The organism is Rhizobium sp. BR 249 (assembly GCF_047445895.1).
Lineage (GTDB): Bacteria > Pseudomonadota > Alphaproteobacteria > Rhizobiales > Rhizobiaceae > Rhizobium.
Genome location: NZ_JARWKX010000033.1, coordinates 34,851 through 54,832 on the forward strand (window position 1 = coordinate 34,851; position 19,982 = coordinate 54,832).

General features: G+C 62.2%; 14 protein-coding genes. 2 read left to right on the forward strand and 12 right to left on the reverse strand.

Annotation, left to right across the window (positions count from 1 at the left end):
• Nucleotides 1-2: 2 nt before the first annotated feature.
• A complete protein-coding gene (locus QD408_RS24360; RefSeq protein ID WP_414141063.1) occupies nucleotides 3-2,009 on the reverse strand; it encodes a putative bifunctional diguanylate cyclase/phosphodiesterase in 2,007 nt (668 codons plus the stop codon).
• Between the two features lie 255 nt (nucleotides 2,010-2,264).
• Between QD408_RS24360 and QD408_RS24365 the strand changes: the two genes are divergently transcribed.
• Complete coding sequence (locus QD408_RS24365; protein ID WP_088681539.1) at nucleotides 2,265-3,305, forward strand: class I SAM-dependent methyltransferase; 1,041 nt, start codon at nucleotides 2,265-2,267, stop codon at nucleotides 3,303-3,305.
• Between the two features lie 44 nt (nucleotides 3,306-3,349).
• Here QD408_RS24365 and QD408_RS24370 read toward each other — a convergent pair whose 3' ends face one another.
• From QD408_RS24370 to QD408_RS24385, 4 genes are all read right to left on the reverse strand, one after another.
• Nucleotides 3,350-4,081 carry an amino acid ABC transporter ATP-binding protein gene (locus QD408_RS24370; RefSeq protein ID WP_088681538.1) on the reverse strand — a complete coding sequence of 244 codons (732 nt, stop codon included), beginning with the start codon at nucleotides 4,079-4,081 and terminating at the stop codon, nucleotides 3,350-3,352.
• Nucleotides 4,062-4,721, reverse strand: a complete 660-nt coding sequence (locus tag QD408_RS24375) for an amino acid ABC transporter permease (RefSeq protein WP_414141064.1) — start codon at nucleotides 4,719-4,721, stop codon at nucleotides 4,062-4,064. Before QD408_RS24375 ends, QD408_RS24370 begins: the two co-directional genes overlap by 20 nt.
• A complete protein-coding gene (locus QD408_RS24380) occupies nucleotides 4,718-5,422 on the reverse strand; it encodes an amino acid ABC transporter permease (RefSeq protein WP_088681537.1) in 705 nt (234 codons plus the stop codon). The genes QD408_RS24375 and QD408_RS24380 overlap by 4 nt, the downstream gene beginning before the upstream one ends.
• Before the next feature lie 63 nt (nucleotides 5,423-5,485).
• Nucleotides 5,486-6,289, reverse strand: a complete 804-nt coding sequence (locus QD408_RS24385; RefSeq protein ID WP_088681536.1) for a transporter substrate-binding domain-containing protein — start codon at nucleotides 6,287-6,289, stop codon at nucleotides 5,486-5,488.
• 248 nt (nucleotides 6,290-6,537) lie between these two features.
• On the opposite strand from QD408_RS24385, the gene QD408_RS24390 reads away from it, so the two are divergent.
• Complete coding sequence (locus tag QD408_RS24390; RefSeq protein WP_088681535.1) at nucleotides 6,538-7,563, forward strand: LacI family DNA-binding transcriptional regulator; 1,026 nt, start codon at nucleotides 6,538-6,540, stop codon at nucleotides 7,561-7,563.
• Between the two features lie 44 nt (nucleotides 7,564-7,607).
• On the opposite strand, the gene QD408_RS24395 is transcribed toward QD408_RS24390, so the two are convergent.
• From QD408_RS24395 to QD408_RS24425, 7 genes are all read right to left on the reverse strand, one after another.
• Nucleotides 7,608-9,047: an HlyD family type I secretion periplasmic adaptor subunit gene (locus QD408_RS24395; protein WP_414141065.1), complete on the reverse strand. Its 1,440-nt coding sequence runs from the start codon at nucleotides 9,045-9,047 to the stop codon at nucleotides 7,608-7,610.
• Complete coding sequence (locus tag QD408_RS24400; protein ID WP_414141066.1) at nucleotides 9,044-11,188, reverse strand: peptidase domain-containing ABC transporter; 2,145 nt, start codon at nucleotides 11,186-11,188, stop codon at nucleotides 9,044-9,046. Before QD408_RS24400 ends, QD408_RS24395 begins: the two co-directional genes overlap by 4 nt.
• Nucleotides 11,189-11,284: 96 nt before the next feature.
• Nucleotides 11,285-11,587, reverse strand: coding sequence for a hypothetical protein (locus QD408_RS24405; protein ID WP_088681532.1), 303 nt, complete (start codon nucleotides 11,585-11,587; stop codon nucleotides 11,285-11,287).
• A 33-nt stretch (nucleotides 11,588-11,620) separates the two neighbouring features.
• Complete coding sequence (locus QD408_RS24410; protein WP_088681531.1) at nucleotides 11,621-12,838, reverse strand: GTP-binding protein; 1,218 nt, start codon at nucleotides 12,836-12,838, stop codon at nucleotides 11,621-11,623.
• 49 nt (nucleotides 12,839-12,887) lie between these two features.
• Nucleotides 12,888-18,200, reverse strand: coding sequence for a DUF4082 domain-containing protein (locus QD408_RS24415; protein ID WP_414141068.1), 5,313 nt, complete (start codon nucleotides 18,198-18,200; stop codon nucleotides 12,888-12,890).
• 186 nt (nucleotides 18,201-18,386) lie between these two features.
• Entirely contained in the window at nucleotides 18,387-19,562 is a 1,176-nt protein-coding gene (locus QD408_RS24420) for a GTP-binding protein (protein WP_414141069.1), read from the reverse strand.
• A gap of 31 nt (nucleotides 19,563-19,593) precedes the next feature.
• The coding region (locus QD408_RS24425) for a DUF4082 domain-containing protein (protein ID WP_414141070.1) at nucleotides 19,594-19,982 on the reverse strand (389 nt) is incomplete at its 5' end.

The following is a 19,982-nucleotide window of genomic DNA, read 5'->3' on the forward strand; positions in this document are numbered from 1 at the left end:
ACCTATGGCCCATTCCGAGACAGACGCTTCGCATCAAGGTTCCTGGCCATGCTGAACGGCAGCACGTTATCCGTTTCAAGCCGAGCCGCCGGCGCGGGCCGTCCGATGTAATATCCCTGGATCTGGTTGATTCCGTACTGCTGCATCAGCAGTTGATGTTCGATCGTCTCGACGCCTTCAACGAGGATCTTCACGCCGCGATTGCGCAGCAGGCTGATGATGTCGAGCAGCATCCTCTTGCCTCTCTCCGTGTTGCTGTCATGGAGGAAGGACCGATCGATCTTGACGGTGTCGAAGTCTATCAGGCGAAGCCACGAGAGCCCGGCAAAGCCTGTGCCGAAGTCGTCGAGCCAGACTTGAGCGCCGAGCGCCCTCAGGTCACTAATGCAGCGGACCAGTTCCTGGTCGATTTCCAGTTCCACGCCTTCGGTAATTTCGAAAGCAAGCCTGGCGCCCGCCACGTCGAATTCCGCCAGTGTTGCCGCGACATAGCTGGCGAAACCCGGCGTCTTCAGTTCAATCGGCGAAACGTTGACGCTGGCAACCTGCACCAGATCGGCTGCCAACAGGTCCCGGCAAACAGTGCGAATGGCCCACCGGCCGAGTTTAACGATCGAACCTGTCCTTTCCGCAACCGGGATAAATCTATCCGGCGGTACGGCGGTTCCGTCCAGCATCCTCAAACGCATCAGAGCTTCTACACCGTCCGTATTGCCGGTCTGGACGTTGCGGATCGGCTGATAGACGAGGGAGACGAGGCCGTGTTCAAGCGCGATCTTCAGGGTCGCGGCGATATCCTCGCTGTCATCGCTGCTCTGCGGGTCGTCGGGATCGAAGACCACGACGGTGTTGCGACCCGTTGCCTTGGCGGCATAAAGCGCGCGATCGGCTTCATGAATGACCTTGTCGACCTGCTTGGTCTGGTCCCGCGTGTAGGATACGCCGACGCTCACGGTGATGACGGCGGTCCCGTCCCGCCGGTGCTCGTGCGGCCAGGCCAGCGCGCGGACGGTAGCACACATTGCTTCTGCGAGTGCGGACGCTCTTTCCGAATTTTGCATGGGTGTGATGACGATGAATTCCTCGCCGCCGTATCGCCCGATGATCGAGCCGTAGGACGAGGCCACGCTCTGGAGAAGCTCGGATACAGCCACAAGGCAACGGTCACCTTCCTGGTGGCCATAGCAGTCATTATAGTGCTTGAAGTAATCGACATCGATCAGCAGCACGGCAAAGGGCGCTCGTTGGTCCTGCCAGCGTTGCCAATGATCACGCAGGCGTTGATCGATTGCCCGGCGATTTTCAAGGCCCGTCAACGAGTCCGTGTTCGAGAGGTGCAAAAGCGCCCTGCCCCTTTCTTCGGCGGCCGCTTGCTGCAAACTCGCTTCAAGAGCATTCAGGAAGACTTTATAGCGCTCCCTGTTGAGCTGAAGGTTCACGTAAGACGTGAAAATAAAGCAGGAAATACAGAAGGCACCGAGGATCAGCTTGTGGACAAGCAACATAGGCGCGAACAGACAGAGGGCGCCAATGAAGATGAGCATGTTCGTGACGGAGGCCGCCAGGGCAAGCGGAAACCGGAAACTGAAGAACAGGTTGACGCTCATCATGAAGATCGCGCCAAAAACCATATAGTATGAGAACGCTTCCCTGACCGTGGTCATCTGGGCAGTGAGAAGCCAGGCGAGATAAGCTGCGAGCACAGACGCCGCCGCGGCCATGTCGACCGTATCGGCTTTTGCCTTACGGTAGAGCAAGAGTTCCAGCATGCATAAAGCAGCGGCGCTCACGGCCACCCGGCCAGCGACCGTGTAGCGAACGACATCGCCAATAAAAAGATAGTCCGTGAAAGCGTAGGCGAGGTAAGCAGCCACCGCGATCCAGAGGCCGCTGCGCGTCGCGCACTTTCGGCCGCTCTCGCTCCTATGCTTATAAAGACGACGCAACCGTTCTGGCGACAGCGTCGGCCGCATGGTGGCGACTGCGGTCTCGGCTAACACGTGCATCATGCCCCTGCCACCCAACATCTTGCAGCAGTTGCCCTACGCAGACCGCCAGCTGAATTGGATAGCCCTACGCAGATCCCGCATCAACCGATAACACTCGAACAGCGCCGAAGCTGGCACTGTATCTCTCGGCTTCACTAATATTTTCTAAAATTAGGTGGTGCAGTGGCGACCACTGCCGCGGACCTTGACTTGACGTTAAGAGAATGCTGAGGATTTTATCCTATCTCTTAAGTTGTTATTTACCAGTGAGGTTCCGTGGCACAGCCGCTCTTTTCTCTCGATGGCCAAAGCCTGATTACACCGCAGTCCGTCAGCAATAACTTCCCCTCACCTCACCAGGATCATGAAACGGATCTCCTGCGGACCGCGGAGGCTGAGTTTGCGATCGTCATCAACATCGCGATGCAGCGGTTCTCCGCCGGCAAAGACCTGCCTGGCGCAGTCAGGTGGCTGATTGGTCAGCTTCATGACATCCGCCAGAAATTCGGCGCTGTGTGGCAGAAGCTCATCCCGTTTATTCAGGCCCATTCCTCGGCAGAGATTCTGCAGCAGTGCCCGTTCACGCGTTGGTCCTTTGAAAAACCTCGCGGCTATTCCGGGGATGCCGGTCTCATAGACTTTATTTATGGGCATCCGGCGGTGGCCGAAGAAGTGGCCAGATCCACCCCTCTCGGTCTGGATATCTTCGAATACACGATCAACGCGCCCGGCCCGGTCGCCGTGAGAGAGCGTCGCGACATCCTGACCCGCTACGTTGACGACACCGCTGCGCGAACGGGTTCGGATACCGAAGTCCTGGCCATCGCCGCCGGACACCTTCGCGAAGCGGAGGCGTCGACGGCGCTCGCGGAAGGGCGTCTCAAACGCTGGGTTGCCCTTGATCAGGATCCCCAAAGTATCGGCTCGATCTCGAGCCAGTTCCACGGGACTTCCGTCGAGCCGATCGATGGATCTGTGCGCGGCCTGCTCGCGCGAAAGCATCAGATTGGCACATTCGATCTGATCTACGCCGCAGGACTGTACGATTACCTCACCGACAAAGTGGCCATCCGGCTCACGCAGATTTGCATGGACATGCTGAAACCGGGCGGCGTCTTTCTATTTGCCAACTTCTCCGACGAGATGGCCGATGACGGATACATGGAATCCTATATGAACTGGGAGCTCCTCCAGCGTTCCGAGGCCGACATGTGGCGCATTGCCAATGCTAGCGCGGCGGAAGACACGGTTGATAAGACAGTCTGGTTCGGCGCCAACCGCAACATCATTTACAGCACCATCAAAAAGCGGTCGTAAGCTTCGAGGGGCTGGGCGCTCACCAAATCCGATGCGCCTAGCCTCTATTTGACGTCGGATTTCACGAACTGCCGCAGTTCCGGCGTCTGCGGGTCGGCGAAGAGCTTTGCAGACGGTCCCTGCTCCCAGATTTTGCCCTTGTGCATGAAGATCGTCTGCGTAGCGACGCGCCGGGCAAAAGCCATTTCATGCGTCACGAGGATCATGGTCATGCCGTCGCGGGCGAGCTGTTCCATCACCATAAGCACTTCTTCGGTGAGCTCTGGATCGAGGGCCGATGTGACCTCGTCGAAGAGCATGACCTTCGGCCGCATCGCGAGCGACCGGGCGATGGCGACGCGCTGCTGCTGGCCACCGGAAAGCTGGTCCGGGTAGGAGTCGAACTTTTCCGCCAGGCCGACGAGTTTCAGTACCTCGCCGGCGACCTCACGGGCCTTCGCCTTCGCAACGTTCTTGACGATCCGCGGCGCCAGCATGATGTTCTCGCCCACAGTGAGGTGCGGAAAGAGATTGTAGCTCTGGAAGACGATGCCGACGTCGGTGCGGAGCTTGCGAAGCGCCTTTGCGTCTTGACCGAGTGTATGGCCGGCAATTTCGATGCGGCCGGAATTGATCTTTTCCAGGCCGTTCATGCAGCGCAGCAGCGTGCTTTTGCCCGAGCCCGATCGACCGATCAGCGCAAAGACGTCCCCGCGGCCGACGGTCAGAGATACTCCTTTGAGGACTTCGAGAGCACCGAAGCTCTTGTGGACGTTTTCAACGACTACTTCCGGCATGAAGCCTCCTTTCCAGCAAGCGTGAAAGCTGGGACAATGGGTAACAGACGACGAAATAAAGCGCGGCGACCACGAGGAAGACGCGGAATGGCTGGAACGTCGCGTTGTTAATGAGCTGCCCTGCCCGGGCAAGCTCGACGAAGCCGATGATCGAGGCGATCGAAGTGTTCTTCACCACCTGGACGCCAAAACCGACGGTCGGCGGCAAGGAGATGCGCATGGCCTGCGGCAGGATCACAAAGCGGTATTGCTGCAACCTGCTCATGGCGAGGGATTCCGAGGCCTCCCATTGCTGCTTCGGCACTGCCTGGATGCAGCCCCGCCAGATTTCCGCAAGATAGCCGGAGGCATAGATCGTCATGGACGCTCCTGCCGCGAAGAGGGGCGGCAGTTCCAAGCCGGCGAGGCTGAGGCCATAATAGGAGAGAAACAGGATCATCAGCACCGGAATGCCCTGGATGATCTGGATATAGGTGGCGGCGGCAATTCGCACAGGCTTCAACTGCGCCGTGCGGGCGAGCGCAACGGCAAAGCCCAGCAAACCGCCGCCGATCAGCGCGATAACCGTCAGCAGGAGCGTCCATTGCAGCGATAGAAGAAGAAAGCCGAACTGATCGGCGCCAAAGGTCGTGAAGGTCATGCCTGCACCTCCGGGAGCACGGTCATCGCGCGCCGGGCGACGCGGCGGCCGAAAAGCCGCATGCCGATCAGGGCGAGCGCAGCGCGCAGCGCCAGCGCCAGGGCGAGGTAGATCACCGTGACGGCGATATAGATTTCGAAGGATCGGTAGGTCTGCGATTCGATAAAGGCAGCCGAGGCGGCGAGCTCTTGGGTCGAGATGGCTGAGCAGATGCTGGAGGCCAGCATCATCAGCACGAATTGGCTGCACAGCGCCGGATAGACCTTTGCGATCGCCGGCACGATGATGACGTGACGATAGATCTGAAAACGCGTGAGCCCCAAGGCTTCGCCAGCCTCGATCTGCGACCTGTGGATTGCCTCGATGCCGGCCCGAATGATCTCCGTCGAATAAGCGGCAAGGTTGATTGTCATGCCGATCAGCGCAGCCGTATCGGCACCGACGCGCAGGCCGAGGCCCGGCAGGCCGAAATAGACGATGAACAGCTGGACCAGGAAGGGCGTATTGCGAATGATCTCGACATAGGCATCGACGAGAAGGCGGACCACACCGCCCCAGACGGAGCGTACCGAGGCAAGCATTATGCCGGCAGTGCAGCCGAGAATGATCGACAACACCGACAGCTTGATCGTCAGCCAGATGCCGCTGAAGATCTGCTCCTGGTATTGGGCCAGCACGCCGAACTGAAATGTGTAGGACATGAGGACTCCGTGGCTAAGGGAGAATCCGCCGGCGCAATTGCCGGCGGGTCCGGGAAACGGCGATCAGAACGTCGGCAGTGTCGGCATCGGCCGGCCGGTCCATTTCGTCGCAATCTTGTCGAGATCGCCGGAGACCTTCATCAGGTAGATGGCGGTATTGAGCCATTGGCGCAGTTCGAAATCTTCAAGCTTGGTAGCCATCGAGTTTCCCTGCTGGAAGAAAGTGAAGCCGACCTGCAGGCCGGCATCCGGGCGCTGCTTGATGATCGCGTCGCCGACCGTCGAGGGCAGCGCTACCGCATCAACCTGGCCGGCGATCAGCGCCTGCGCGCTGGTGGAATCATCCTCGTAAACGACGATTTCCAGGCCTGGAATCGCAGCTTTGCGCAACGCTGTTTCCTGCGACGAACCACGATTGGCGGCCACGCGCTTGCCTTCGAGATCGGCAAGCTTGGCAAATTTCTGGTCAGGCCCGGAGATGATGTCCATATTGAAGGCGCTGTAGGGCTGGGTGAACATCACGGTCTTCGCACGCTCTCCGGTCGGCGCCAGCGTGGCGACGAGGAAATCGACCTTACCGGTCTGCAAAGCGGGAATTCGGGCCGGCGGCGTCAAAGGCACAAGCTCGACGGGCAGCGACAGATACCCCCCGATCAGGTTCGCGACATCGACATCGTAGCCGGTGGGATTGCCCTTTTCATCAACCATTCCCATGGGCGGCGCGCCGGTCAGGACGCCAATACGGACGGTGCCGCGCGAGATGATGTCGTTCAGCGTGACGGCATGCGCCTCGACCGCAGACGCCAAGCCGGCCGCGACGATCCCGATCGCAGCCAGTGCGGTTCGGATGCTATTCGAAAACTTCATTGACCTTCCTCCTCTGGATGATTTCAAACGGGCGCGTTTTCGCTCGCTTCTGCTTCGAAGCCTTGCGAACCGCGTGCCGGACCTCCCATCGCCGGCATGAGAGCCTTCCATTATGCCGACCGGACGACGTCCGAAGGGCTTGAGATTACAGGCTGCCAGCTTTAAGGTTATCGCTAACCTTGTGGCAAAGTTATCGATAACATTTTTCTGCGTCAAGCAAATTCATAAGCATCGGAGAACAGGAGAAAATGGTGGCCTCAGAGCGCTCGAAAACCGTCACCCTGGCTGAGGTGGCCGCCAAGGCGGGGGTGAGCAAAATGACCGTCTCCAAAGTGCTGCGGGAGGTCGGCAACATTTCGGAGGAAACGCGGCAGAGAGTGAGGCAGGCGGCGCACGAGCTTGGATACCTGCCCAACAGCCTCGCCGGTACATTGAGTTCGCGCAGAAGCCGGATCGTCGCGGTCATCATCCCGTCGATCAGTGACATCGTCTATTCGGAAGTCCTCAGCGGGGTTAATGCGATACTCAGGCCGCGGGGGTTCCAAACATTCATCGGTGAATCACAATTTGATCCGTCCATAGAGGCGGACTTGATCCGGGCCATGCTGTCCTTCCGGCCAGCCGGGCTCCTGCTGAACGGCGGCATGGCAAGAAGTGCCGATGCGGAAGCGCTTCTGGCTCGGCGAAATTGCCCGGCGATCCAGCTTTGGGATTGCGACAGGCACGCGTTGGATTTCAGCGCTGGTCCATCACACGAGGACGCGGGACGCCTGGTTGCAACCCATTTCCTTGATCGGGGCCTGAGGCGCATTGCCTATGTGGGCGCCGAACTCGACAAGGACCTCAACGCCCGCCGGCGTTATCTCGCGCTGAAATCGTCGCTTGCCGCGGCCCACATCGATCTCATCAATGTGATCTGCGAGGATAGGCCGCGGCAGGCTGTCACGGGACGTTTCCTGACGGAACAACTCATGCGGATGCACCCTGAAATCGACGGCATTCACTTCCTCAACGATACTATGGCGCTGGGCGGTCTCTCCTACTTGCACCAGGCCGGCATTCCGGTGCCTGAGCGGATTTCCGTAGCCGGCTTCAATGGCACATCGCTCGCCAATGCGGTCCGAACGCGGCTCACCACGATCGACGTGCCGCGCACGGAAATCGGAGAGAAGGCCGCACAGGCGCTGTTGCGGATGACCGAGGGAGAGCCTGTGCCGGATTTCTGGCAAGCCCGGATCGAGCTGGTACAAGGCAATACCACTCACCCCGCATAGGCCAATCGTCGCTTGGCAGTTGACCGTGACCGATGCGCAGCGCCCTAGGGTTCGCGGATCGCGTTGTCGAGGCCGCGCAGCAGCGGATACAGAAAATAGGAGATCACCGTGCGCTGGCCGACCTTGATTTCCGCCGACACCGTCATGCCGGGAAGCAGCCGCACCGGTATATCCGCGGCGTTCAGCCGGGTGTCGGCAAGCAGGACGCGGGCCTTGAAGAAGGGGGCGGCCGGCTGGCTCGGGGTGGCGGTCTGGTCCTGCTGGCCGGTCAGGAACGTGTCCTGGCTGATGGTGCGCACCTCGCCGGAGGCCGTGCCGTATTTCTGGAAGGGATAGGCGTCGAGCTTGATGCGGGCCTCCTTGCCCACGGCGATGCGGCCGATGTCGCGCGTGTTGATCGACACTTCGGCTTCGAGCGGCACGTTGATCGGCACCAGGGTGACGATCGGTTCGGCTTCGCGCACGACGGAGCCGATGGAGCGCTGGGCGAGATCCAGCACGACGGCGTCGGCGGGTGCGGTCAGCGACACCATGTTGCGGCGCAGCTCCATCTTCTTCAGCTCTTCATCCGCCATGTCGCGCTGGCCGCGCAGCTCCACCAGCTGCTCCATCGCGGCGCGGCGGAAATCCTCGATGAAGGCCTGGCGGTCGGCTTTCAGCTTGGCATAGGCATGCGCCGCCTCGTCGGCCCTGCCGCGGACGGCGGTCAGATCGGATTCGACGTCGAGGCGGGCGTCGCGCGAGCCCAGCATCGTGATCAGCGAGCCGCTCTGCTTGTTGAAGAGCCGCTCGCGTGCGCCTTCGATCTGCGAGAGCGTATCGCGCCGGTCGATGAGCACGGCCTCCTGGTTCTTGGCCGCGGCAAGTGCCGCCGACTGGCCGGCGATCTGCTGCTCGAAATTCTGCAGCTGCGCCGTGTAGAAGGCCCGCCGCTGGCCGAAGAGCTGCACCTGCAGCATCTCGTCGGGCGTGTTGCCGGCCATGACGGGGTAGTCGTCGCCGGCAAGCTCCGCTTCGATGCGCTTCACCTGGGCATCGAGCGCGCTGAATTTTGCATGCTGCTGGTCGACATCGGCCTGGCTGAAGGTGGCGTCGAGCGTCGCGAGCGTCTGGCCGGCATGCACCACCTCGCCGGCCTTCACGTCGATCGTGCGGATGATCGAGGTTTCCAGCGGCTGGACGACGATGGTCGGTTGCGTGGTGACGAGCTTGCCGGGCGCGATCACCACCTCGTCGATATCGGAGACGGAGGCCCAGATGATGGTCGCGGCAATCAGCGCCGTCACGCAATAGAGCGTCATGCGCGCGACGCGCGGCGGGGCGCGTTCTTCCAGCTCGACGGCGTCGGACTGGAATTCCGCTATCGCCGGCGGCAGCGGCGGGCGGGCGACGAGCGGCCCGCTCCTGCCTGGTGGTCCCTTGTCTGAACCATTGTCTGAGGCGACGGGCAGGTTCTCGCTGGATTTTCTGACGTGCGCGTTCATGCGACCTGCCTCATTTGCTGTGCCCACAGGTGGCGATAGGTCATGCAGCGCGACACCAACTGGTCGTGCCGGCCGATATCGGCGACCTTGCCCCGATCGATGACGAGAATGGCATCGGCATCGACAAGCGTCGAAAGCCGGTGCGAGACGATGATGACGGTGCGCCCGGCGGCGATGCGGCTCAGATTCTCGCGGATGATCGCCTCGCTGTCGGGGTCGAGCGCGCTCGTCGCCTCGTCGAAGATCAGAAGCTTCGGGTCGGTGATCAGCGCGCGCGCGATCGCCAGCCGCTGCTTCTGCCCGCCGGAAAGGTTGGCGGCGTTTTCTTCCAGCATCGTGTCGAAGCCGCGCGGCAGGCGCTCGATGAATTCCTCCGCACCGGCGACGCGGGCGACCTCCATGATCTCCTCGATGCTGGCATCGGGTTTGGCGGCGGCGATATTGTCGCGCACCGAGCCGCGGAACAGGAAATTATCCTGCAGCACGACGCCGATGCTGGTTCTCAAATGCACGAGGTCGATCTCGCGGCTGTCGTAACCATCCATGCGCACCAGCCCCTCCTGGCTCTGGTAGAGCCCCTGGATGAGCCGGGTGATCGTCGTCTTGCCGGAGCCGCTCTTGCCGACCACGCCGAAGACCGAGCCCGCCGGAATGGCGAAGGAGACATTGTCGAGCGCAGGCGCCGTATCGGGAGAATAGCGGAAGGTGACCTTGTCGAACTCGATGCGGCCATGCAGATGCGGCCGTACACCACGGCCGCGGCCCGCCTGCTCCGGCCGCTGGTTCATGATCTCGCCGAGCATGCGCACGGAAAGCGCCACTTCCTGATATTCGTGCACCATGGTGACGATCTGCACGAGCGGCCCTGAAACGCGGCCGGCGAGCATGTTGAAGGCAACAAGCGCGCCGATCGTCATCGCACCGCTGAATACGTCGAGCGCGCCGAGCCCGATGATCGCGACACTCATCAGCTTTTCCAGAAGCCCGGTCAGCGACTGGGCGATGGTCGAGATCTTCTCGACCCGGAACCGCACGGAGATCGACTGCGCCGAATAATCGTCCCACACCTTGCGCTGGCGCGGCTCCAGCGCCAGTGACTTGACGGTGCGCATGCCGTGCACGGTTTCGACAAGCAGGGCCTGCCGGTCGCCTTCGGCCTGGTAGAGCGCCTGCAGGCGGCGCTGGAACGGCCCGACGAGCATCATCACGACAAGCCCGACGAGCGCTGCGAAGCCGAGCACCACGAGCGTCAGCTTGACGCTGTAGAGAAGCAGGATCGGCACGAAGACGAAGAGCGATACGCCGTCGAGCAGCGTCAGAAACAGCCGGCCGGTCAGGAATTCGCGGATGCGTCCCGTCTGCTGCATATGCTTGACGAGAACGCCGGCCGAGGCCTGCTCGAAGAGCGCGATCGGCAGGTTGAGCAGATGGCCGAAAGTGCGCGTCGCCACCCGGATGTCGATCCTGTTGGTGGCGTAGAGCAGCAGATATCGGCGCAGGAAGCTGAAGGTCGCGTCGAAAACGAGGGCTACCGCGATACCGATCGTCAGAACGGTCAGCGTTGCATAGCTCTGGTGGACCAGCACCTTGTCGATGACGAGCTGGAAGAACATCGGCGTCGTCAGCCCGAGGCCGTAGAGCACGAAGGCTGCGAGCGCCACGTCGCGGAAGAAGCTGCGCTGGCGGATGATTTCGGGAATGAACCAGCGGAAGCCGAAGGGCCGGTCCTCATCCGACATGCGATAGTTGCGCTTCAGCAGAACCACCGATCCGAGCCAGGCCTTGGCGAACTGCTCCTCGCTCAGCAGCATGACGTCGGGGCGCGTGGCAAGCGGGTCGAGAACACGGATTCTCTCATCTTCGCCCTCCCCGAGAGCCCCGGCGATGACCACCCAATTGCCGTTCGAAAGTTCGGCAAGGACCGGGAAGGCCTCGCCGAGCTGGAACAGGCTCCGCCAGTCGAGCGTCAGGTGCGTGGCCCTGAGGCCGGCATCCTTGGCCATCCGGAGCATCTGCCGCACGGCCACCGGATCGTTGCCGACGGCATAATCGTGCTGCAATCGCTCAGGGGAAAGATCGACCCCGTGATGACGCGCGACGAGCGCAAGACAGTGCAGATTGGTATGCAGAAAACCACTCATGGCCCACCCGAAACACTACGAGACCGAGACTTGGATTTAAAAGCCGGGGCGTCCGTTGCGCGTCCGGATGGACGCGCAGACTCCGCACCCCGTTTATCAGTTGAAGTTCGGCGAGGCGTTCGACGCGCCGCCCGGCGCCGATTGCATATCGCCAGCCGCCGACATGTCGCCGACGCGGCGAACCGCACCCGCCTCGACCAAGCCGCCGAGCGCCTTCTGCATGAGATCGACCGCATTGGCGAAGGCGTCGATCGGCATGATGATGCGCTGGCGGAAGACCGGCTTCGGATTGTTGTTGGCATCGCGGTCGGTGGCCGAAAGCGACATCAGGTCGATGCGCACGATCGTGCCCGTGACGGTGATTTCGCCGATGCCGTCTGCATAAAGTTCGCTGCTCATGGTTCTCTCCTCTGGTTGACTGGAAAAATACTTTCACCTGTGAGCGTCGTGCCGCCACGCCGGAAACGGATCGCGAAGGCCGACGGCGGTCTGCGGATCGAAGCCTGTTTCGTCCCCGGTCAGGCAATCGTCGAGCGCGGCCCGGATCGCCGCCTTGTCGAAGCCCGAACCGATGAAGACGAGTTCCTGGCGGCGGTCGCCCCAGACATCGTCCCAATGCCGGTCGATGAGCTCCCGGAATTGCGGAAAGCGCGGCCATTGCACCCGCGGCACGGAGGCCCACCAGTATCCCCTGGTTTCGATGCGGCATTGAGTGCCGGCGATCGATAGGAGGCCGATCTCATCCGGCCTCGTCGCCAGCCAGAAATGACCCTTTGCGCGGATGAGGCCCGCCCATTTCCTGTCGAGAAAATCCTTGAGCCTCAGCGGCTCGAAGGGCCGGCGGCTGCGATAGACGAAGCTTGAAATGCCGTATTCCTCGGTCTCCGGCACATGCTCGCCCCAGCCGAAGAGCTCCTTGTGCCAGAGCGGATGGCGGGCGGCCTTCGCCTCGCTGAAGAGGCCGGTATCCAGGATCGTGCCGAGCGGCACCTGGCCGAAGACCGCCTCGATGACCTGGGCATCCGGATTGAGTGCGGCGACGACCCGGCGAACCTCGGCAAGATCGGCGCAGGATACGTCGCCTGCCTTGTTGATGATGACGACATCGGAAAATTCGATCTGCTCGACGAGCAGTTCCACGAGCTTGCGCTCATCGTCCCCGTCACGCCTTTCGCCGCGATCGGCAAGGAACTCGGCGCTCCGGTAATCGGCAAGCAGATTGACCGCATCGACGACGCAGACCATCGTGTCGAGCCTTGCCACGTCGCAAAGGGCCGCCCCGCTTTCGTCGCGGAAGGAGAAGGTCGCTGCAACAGGCAGCGGCTCGGCAATGCCGGTGCCCTCGATCAGCAGATAGTCGAAACGGCCGGCGGCGGCCAGGCGCCGCACCTCGCTCAGGAGATCTTCGCGGAGCGTGCAGCAGATGCATCCATTGGTGAGCTCCACCAGCGTCTCGTCTGTGCGCAGGAGGTCCGCGCCCCCCTCGCGCAGGAGATCGGCGTCGATGTTGACCTCGCTCATATCGTTGACGATGACGGCAACCCGGCGACCCTCCCGATTGCTCAGGACATGATTGAGCACAGTCGTCTTACCGGCGCCGAGAAACCCGGCGAGAACCGTAACCGGCAATCTGATATCCGTACGCATCATCGATACTCTCACTCTTTACAGCATGCTTGGCCTTGCATCCGCGTGGGCGTTACGCCGCGAGCTGCGGTTTGAATGCCACGTCCACGTAGTAGTTCGTGCTGTTGTAGCTGGCGGTCGGGAACAGCCCGGCCGATCCATAGGCATAGACGCCGTTGCTGCCGCCGGGCGCCTTCAGATTCCCGTTGGTCACGTCGCTGGCAAAATAATTGCCGGTCGCCGAATAATTGCCGTTGGTTGAGTAGGAGACGACGTAGGTCGTATCCGCCTGGATGGCGATCTGCTGGCTGAGCTGCGCGGTCTGCCAGCCGCTCGCCGTCTCGTTGTTGAAGGTGACGCTGCCGAGCAGCGTGCCGGAAGCCGTCCACAGATAGCCGTTGTGCGGGCCGGTATTGTCGGCGCCCTTGTAGAAGCGGATGGCGGTGATCCAGCCGGCGGCATCGGCCTGGAATTTCATGCCGAGATTGATCTGCTGGTTGTCGTTGACCGAGACGACCGAGGGCGTCGCACCGGCGGCAAAGAGGTTCTGCTCCGGACCCGCGGCCGGGTTGATGGTGAGCGCGACCTGAGCCGAGGCCGTGCCGCCCTTGCCGTCCGAGATCGCGTAGCTGAAGCTTGCCGGCCCAGAATAGCCCGCCGTCGGCGTGAAGGTCACGGTCTGGGCCTGGGCATTCCAGGCGACCGAGCCGTTGACCGCGCCGCTGACGCCGGTGATGACAAGCGGATCGCCATCGCCATCGCTATCGTTTGCAAGCAGCGCCGAGGCCTGGATGGTCACGGGCGTGCCGGTATTGGTCGAGAAGCCGCTATCGTTGGCGGCGACCGGGACCGCATTCTGCGTGCCCTGCTGATAGAGCACGTCGACCCAGTAGTTCGCGGCATTGTAGGAGGAGGTCGGGAACAGGCTGCTCGTGCCATAGGCATAGACGCCGTTGCCGCCGCTGACCGAACTTGCCGGCGCCGTCAGCGCGCCGCTCGTATAGTCCGTCGTGAAATAGTTGGCCGTTGCCGAATAGAAGCCGTTGGAATGGTAGCTCGCCACATAGGTGGTGCCGGCCGTGATGTTGATCGGCTGGGTGAAGGAGACGGTCTGCCAGCCGCTCGCCGTCTCGTTGATGAAGGTTGCCTGGCCAAGCAACTGGCCGCTTGTCGTCCAGAGCGAGCCGACATGCGTGCCGGTATCCTGGGTGCTCTTGTAATAGGTGAGCCCGGTGATCTGGCCGTTGGCCGAAGCGATGAACTTGACGCCGAGCTCGACCGAGTTGGCGTCGTTGGCTGAAGTAACCCCTGATGTGTCTGCGCCGGTGAACAGGCTCGAAGTCGCCCCGCCGCCGGGCTGCGAATTGACCGTGAGGCTGACGGTTGCCGAGGCCGTGCCGCCCTGCCCGTCCGAGATCGAATAGGAGAAGCTTGCCGAACCCGTATAACCTGCCGTCGGCGTGAAGGTCACTGTATTGGTCTGGCTGTTGAAGGTCACCGTTCCGTTGACCGCGCCGTTTGCGCCGGTGACGGCAAGCGGGTCGCCATCGGCATCGCTGTCATTGGCGAGCAGATTGGCGGCGGCAATCGACAGCGCCGTATTGGCATAGGTCGTGTAGCCGTTGTCATTGGCGGCGACCGGCGCCGTGTTGCCCGTCGACTGGTTGAAGACGACATCGACCCAGTAATTCGTCGACTGATAGCTCTGGGTCGGGAAAGTCGAGCCCGATCCGACCGCGTAGACGCCGTTCGCACCGGCCGGCGCCGTCAGCGAGCCGCTGGTATGCGCCGTGTTGAAATAGCCCGCTGTCGCCACGTAGCTGCCGGTCGTATGGTAGGAGGCGACATAGGTCGCGCCCGCCGTGATCTGCAGCGGCGTGGAGAAGGTCGCCGTCTGCCAGCCGGAGAGCGACTCGTTGATGAAGCTGACAGTGGCAACCAGCGTGCCGTCCGCCCTCCAGATGGAGCCGGTATGCGCACTGGTATCGCCGGCAGCCTTGTAATAGCGGATGCCGGAGACCGTGCCGTTGACGGAAGCGACGAACTTCATGCCGAGTTCCATCGCCGTATTGTCGTTGAAGCCGCCGCCGCTCGGTCCTTCGCTTGCCGTAAACAGCGTCTCGCCGGCCGGACCGGCCTGAACGGTGAGGCTGACATTGCCCTGATCAGAGCCGCCGCGCCCGTCCGACAGCGTATAGCTGAAGCTTGCCGGGCCCGAATAATTGCTGGTGGGCGTGAAGGTGATGGTTCCGGTCTGCGTGTTGAGAGCGACCGTGCCGTTAAGCGCATTGCCGACGGCGGTGATGGTCAGCGCATCGCCGTTGGGATCGGTATCGTTTGCCACGAGCGCGGCAATCGAGATGACGAGCGTTCCATTGTGGCCGATGGTCAGCCCGGTGTCGTCGGTCGCGACCGGCTGGCTGTTCGGGCCGGCATCGAAGACCACGTCCACCCAGTAGTTGGAGCCGCCGGGGCTCTGGCCGGGGAATGTGCCTGCGTTGGTGCTGTAGGCGAAGACGCCGCCGCCATCGACGGCCTTCAGCGCGCCGCTGGCATAGGGCTCGCTGAAATAGTTCTCGGTGAGCGAGAAGAATCCGTTGCTGTGATAGGACGCCACATAGGTGGTGCCGGCCGCGATCTGGATCGGGCTGGAGAACATCACCGTCTGCCAGCCGGAGAGCGGCTCGCCCACCGACACCCCGGTCGCCAGCAGCGTTCCGTCGCCGGTCCAGAGGCTGACGACATGGTCGCCGGTATTGTAGAAGCCCTTGTAGAAGCGGATGCCCTGCACCGAGCCTGCCGTCGTTGCCTGGAAGCGCAGGCCGAGTTCGACGGGATCGCGATCGATCGCGGTTTCGATTACCGGCTTTTCCGCAAGCGTCCAGAGGCTCGTCGTTGTTGCCGGCAGGGTCACCGTGACCTGCTTGCCGGCCGATGGCGCCTCCATATTGACGCTGTCGTCGACGGCGCGCGACATGACCGTGTAGGTGCCGCTCGCCTGGACGACCCAGTTGTAGCTCCAGCTCTCGCGGCCAGTGGCCTTGAACCAATGCTGGCCGCCGTCGGTGGAGACCTCGACGCCGGCAATGATGCCGCCGCCGAAATCCTGCGCCGTGCCGGTGATGGTGACGCGCTGCCCCTCGACGAAGCTTGCGCCTGACATCGACGAGCTGATCGACGAAGTGGGCTTCAGCGTGTCGGTCGATTGTGTCGCGAGGATCAGGCTCGCATCGAGCGTGGTCGGCTGGATGCCCATGTCCGCGAACATGTTGACCATCGCCTGCTGCACGTTGCGATCGGTCGATGTCGTCGGGCCCTGGTGGTTGTCGCTGAGGCCCCAGGACCAGAAGACGGTGCCTGCGCCGAAAACCAGCGCGCCGCTTGCTGCCCGGTACATGGTGAGACTGTGCGTGGCGACGGCGGAACCGACCGTCGTGCCGTAATCGCGCAGATAGGTATCGACCGAGATGGACGAGAGCGACAGGTTGACGAGTCCATCCGGCCGGAAGCCGTTCTCGACATCGGAATCCCACTCATAGCCGAGCAGGTTCTGCACCAGATTGTAGGTGTCGCCCTCGTTGATCTCAGAGACGTCGGTATTGCGCCAGAAGCGCAGGTTCGAATAGTCGTAGGGGATGGAGATCGTATCCTGGCGGTAGCTGTCCACCTGGAACATCGTGCCCGTCAGCGAATTCTCCGGCTCCTGCCCCGGATCGGCATAACGCGGGTCGCGCCAGGTGCCGGTGCCGACATTGCTCGGGTCCGTGCTCGTGCCCCAGGTCTCCTTGTAGCAGACCATGGTGCGATAGGCCTGGCCGCTGCCGTCGATGCTGCTTTCCCAGCGGACCTTCCAATAGCATTCGTTGCCGCTCCAGAAGGCGAGGTTGACGCCGGCATCGCGGGCCGCCTCGACATTGGCGCGCTGCTCGGCCGACCAGTATTCGTCATGGCCGACGGAGAGATAGGCATCGTGGTTGAGCAGCAGCGCGCCGCTGCGCGTGGCATCGACGCCGGAGATATAGGACACGTCGTAGCCGTTCTGCTCCAGCCAGGAGATGGCGGAGGATTCGACGCCGAAGATGTAATCGTGCGAGCCGCCGATCGGGCTCGTATTGGTGATGATCGGCCTGTTATAGCTGACGGCCGAGGCGCGGCCGATCGCGGTCAGGCCGCAGCTGCAGTTCGGCGGCAGGTAGCCGATCATGTCTGCCGGGTCGACCGGCACTTCGCCGTAATAGAGGCTGGCGCCGCCCCAGGCATTATAGGCCTGCCATGTCGTGTCCGAGGTCTGGAAGACGATATCGCTGGTCGAGGCGTCGTCGCGCACGACGAAGGGGATGATGCTCGCATCCTCGGTGCCGTCCTCGCGCACCAGCTTGGCGAAATAGACGCCGGAAACGGCATCGGCTGGGATCTGCCAGCTGGCGGAGACCGACCAGTTGCCGCAATCGATGAGACCGAGCGACATGTCGACGATCGGATGCGGCTGGATCTGCGCCGTCGTCAGCGATTTCTCGATCGAATCGACCTTGCGCGCGCCGGCTCCGCCGTAATAGCCCATGCGGTAGATATCGATGCGGTAATGGGTGGAATCCGTGGCGATCTTGAAATCGACCGTCTGGCCGATATTCGTGCTGATTTCGGTCGCAAAGCCCTGGATGGTGCCGTTGCCATCGCCCTCCAGCCCCCACTCGCTGATAGGGTTGCCCTGCTTCAGGTTTTCGAGTGCGATCTTGTTGAGCGTCGGCACGGCCACAGCCGCAGCCACAGGCGCTGCGAGCGCCACCGAGCCCACCGGGGTCTCGGCGGAAACCTCCTCGCTCGGCTGCAGCGAGATGGAGGCTATCGAGGTCTGAAGGCTCAACGACGCCGTGCCGGTGCTGATGGAAGGATCGAGCGGCTGCGGCGTGGGGCTCGCCGTGCCGGCATCGCTGGTGATACCCGTCAGCGTGGGCGCCGCAGGCAGCGTCGCCGCCTCCTGGTATGGGTCCGGGCCGAGCACGGTGCGCTCGATTGATGTGGTCGTCGTCTGCAGAACCGTCCCAAGCAAAGCCGTCTTGGTGGACGTGTCCTGCGTGCCGCCATCGCCCGAAGGCGGCGATATCGCCGTCGAGGATTGCGTGTCGCCCGATGATATCAGGGAAGATGGGATGGCGCCGGTGAAGGAGGATTGGACGGCGGCGCTTTCCTGACTGGCAAAGCTGGAGGGACCCTGGGTGCTCGAAGACACCACGATCGCAGTTCCAAGCAATGAGGTCCAGGCAGAGGATGTTTGACTGACGCTCGGCGTGACGCCGGCAATACACAGGTACTCACGATTCCTTACATGAATTCTCAGCAAGAGTGGCGCCCCCGTTTCCCGTCGACCGACATTGGAAGACTTCATCCTGCCAGCTTTCGTCAGGGAACGTACGACAGCAATCTTGGGTATATGGGTGGTACCCCCATACGCCCATGTGATGACCCCTCACCGCACACGGGCGGGCGGCGACTGCCAAGTGGCCGTGGCTGGCTGAAAAGGAATTCTGATTATTGGGCCGGTCGAGCCGGCTAACTCAGCCGCCGGCGCGTGCTACCAGGCCGGAAACGGATCTTCGAGAGCCCGCCACTCACGCGGATCCGGGCTGGCCAGGCAGTCGTCCAGCGCCGTCCGCACAGCCATCTCGTCCATATCGACGCCGATGAACACGAGTTCCTGCCGACGGTCGCCCCAGGCGTTGTCCCACCGGCTCTCCAGTTGCTCACGAAACTGCCGATGGCTCGGCCAGTCCTGTGGGGGGACGGCTGCCCACCAAAGTCCCATGGGTTCACAGCGCCGTTGCACTCCGGCGGCCGACATCAGACCCACGTGACGCGGCCGCGTGGCAAGCCAGAAATGGCCTTTGGCGCGGATGACCCCCGGCCAGGGCTCGTCCAGGAAGGCTCGAAACCGCATGGGGTCGAAGGGACGCCTGGTGCGATAGACGAAGCTCGATACCCCGTATTCTTCCGTCTCCGGAACATGGTCGCCCGGGCTGTACAATTCCTTGTGCCACAGCGGATGGGCGGCAGCTTTCGCTTCATCGAAGAGCCCCGTATCGAGCACGGCCGCAAGAGAAACCTTGCCGAAGTCCGTCTCCACCTGGCGCGCATCGGGGTTGAGGGCCGCCACCGTCTTGCGGACTTCCGTGCGCATCTCCTCGCTCGCGTCCGAGATCTTGTTGATGACGACGACATCGGCAAACTCGATCTGGTCCACCAACAGGTCGATGAGCGTCCGCCGGTCCTCGCCGTCCCGCTGCAGGCCGCGGTCGGCAAGCAGATCGGCGCTGCTGTAATCGGCCAGGAGGCTTGCGGCGTCGACGACGGTGACCATCGTGTCGAGCTTCGCAAAATCGGAGAGCGAAACACCCTTCTCGTCGCGGAAGGAAAAGGTTGCAGCGATGGGGCACGGCTCCGCGATGCCGGTCCCTTCTATCAGCAGATAGTCGTATCGCCCTTCTTCGGCCAGTCGCCGTACCTCCGTCAGGAGGTCGTTGCGCAGGGTGCAGCATATGCAGCCGTTGCTGAGCTCAATCAGCGTCTCGGTCGTATGCGACAGGTTGCAGCCGCCGTCTCGAATGAGACTGGCGTCTATGTTCACTTCGCTCATATCGTTGACGATGACGGCAACCCGCAAGCCCTCGCGGTTGGTCAGCACATGGCTGAGAAGCGTCGTCTTGCCGGCGCCGAGAAAACCGGCGAGCACTGTTACGGGCAGTCTGCTCATTCGAAACCCGTTCCTGATCTCATCCGATGCCTCACGCGACAAGCTGCGGGCGGAAGACCACGTCGGCATAATAGTTTGCCGAATCGAAGGTGCTGGTCGGGAAAATGCTCGTGGTCGCGGTTCCGCCATAGGCGTAGACGCCGTTGCCGCCGGCAGCAGCGCTCGACAGGGCCGATAGCGGGCCGTTGGAAACGCCATTCGTGAAGAAACCGTCTGTCGCCACGTAAGCGCCTGTCGTGTGATAGGAGGCGATGTAGGTGGTGTTGGCGGCGATGGTAAAGGGTGTCGTGAAGTTCACCGTCTGCCAGCCGCTCGCGGTGGTGTTGCTGAAGGTGGCGGTGGCAAGCCTGGTGCCGGTGGTGGTCCACAGATCGACGACGTTCTGGCCGTTGTCGTTGGCGCTGCGGTAGAACTTGATGC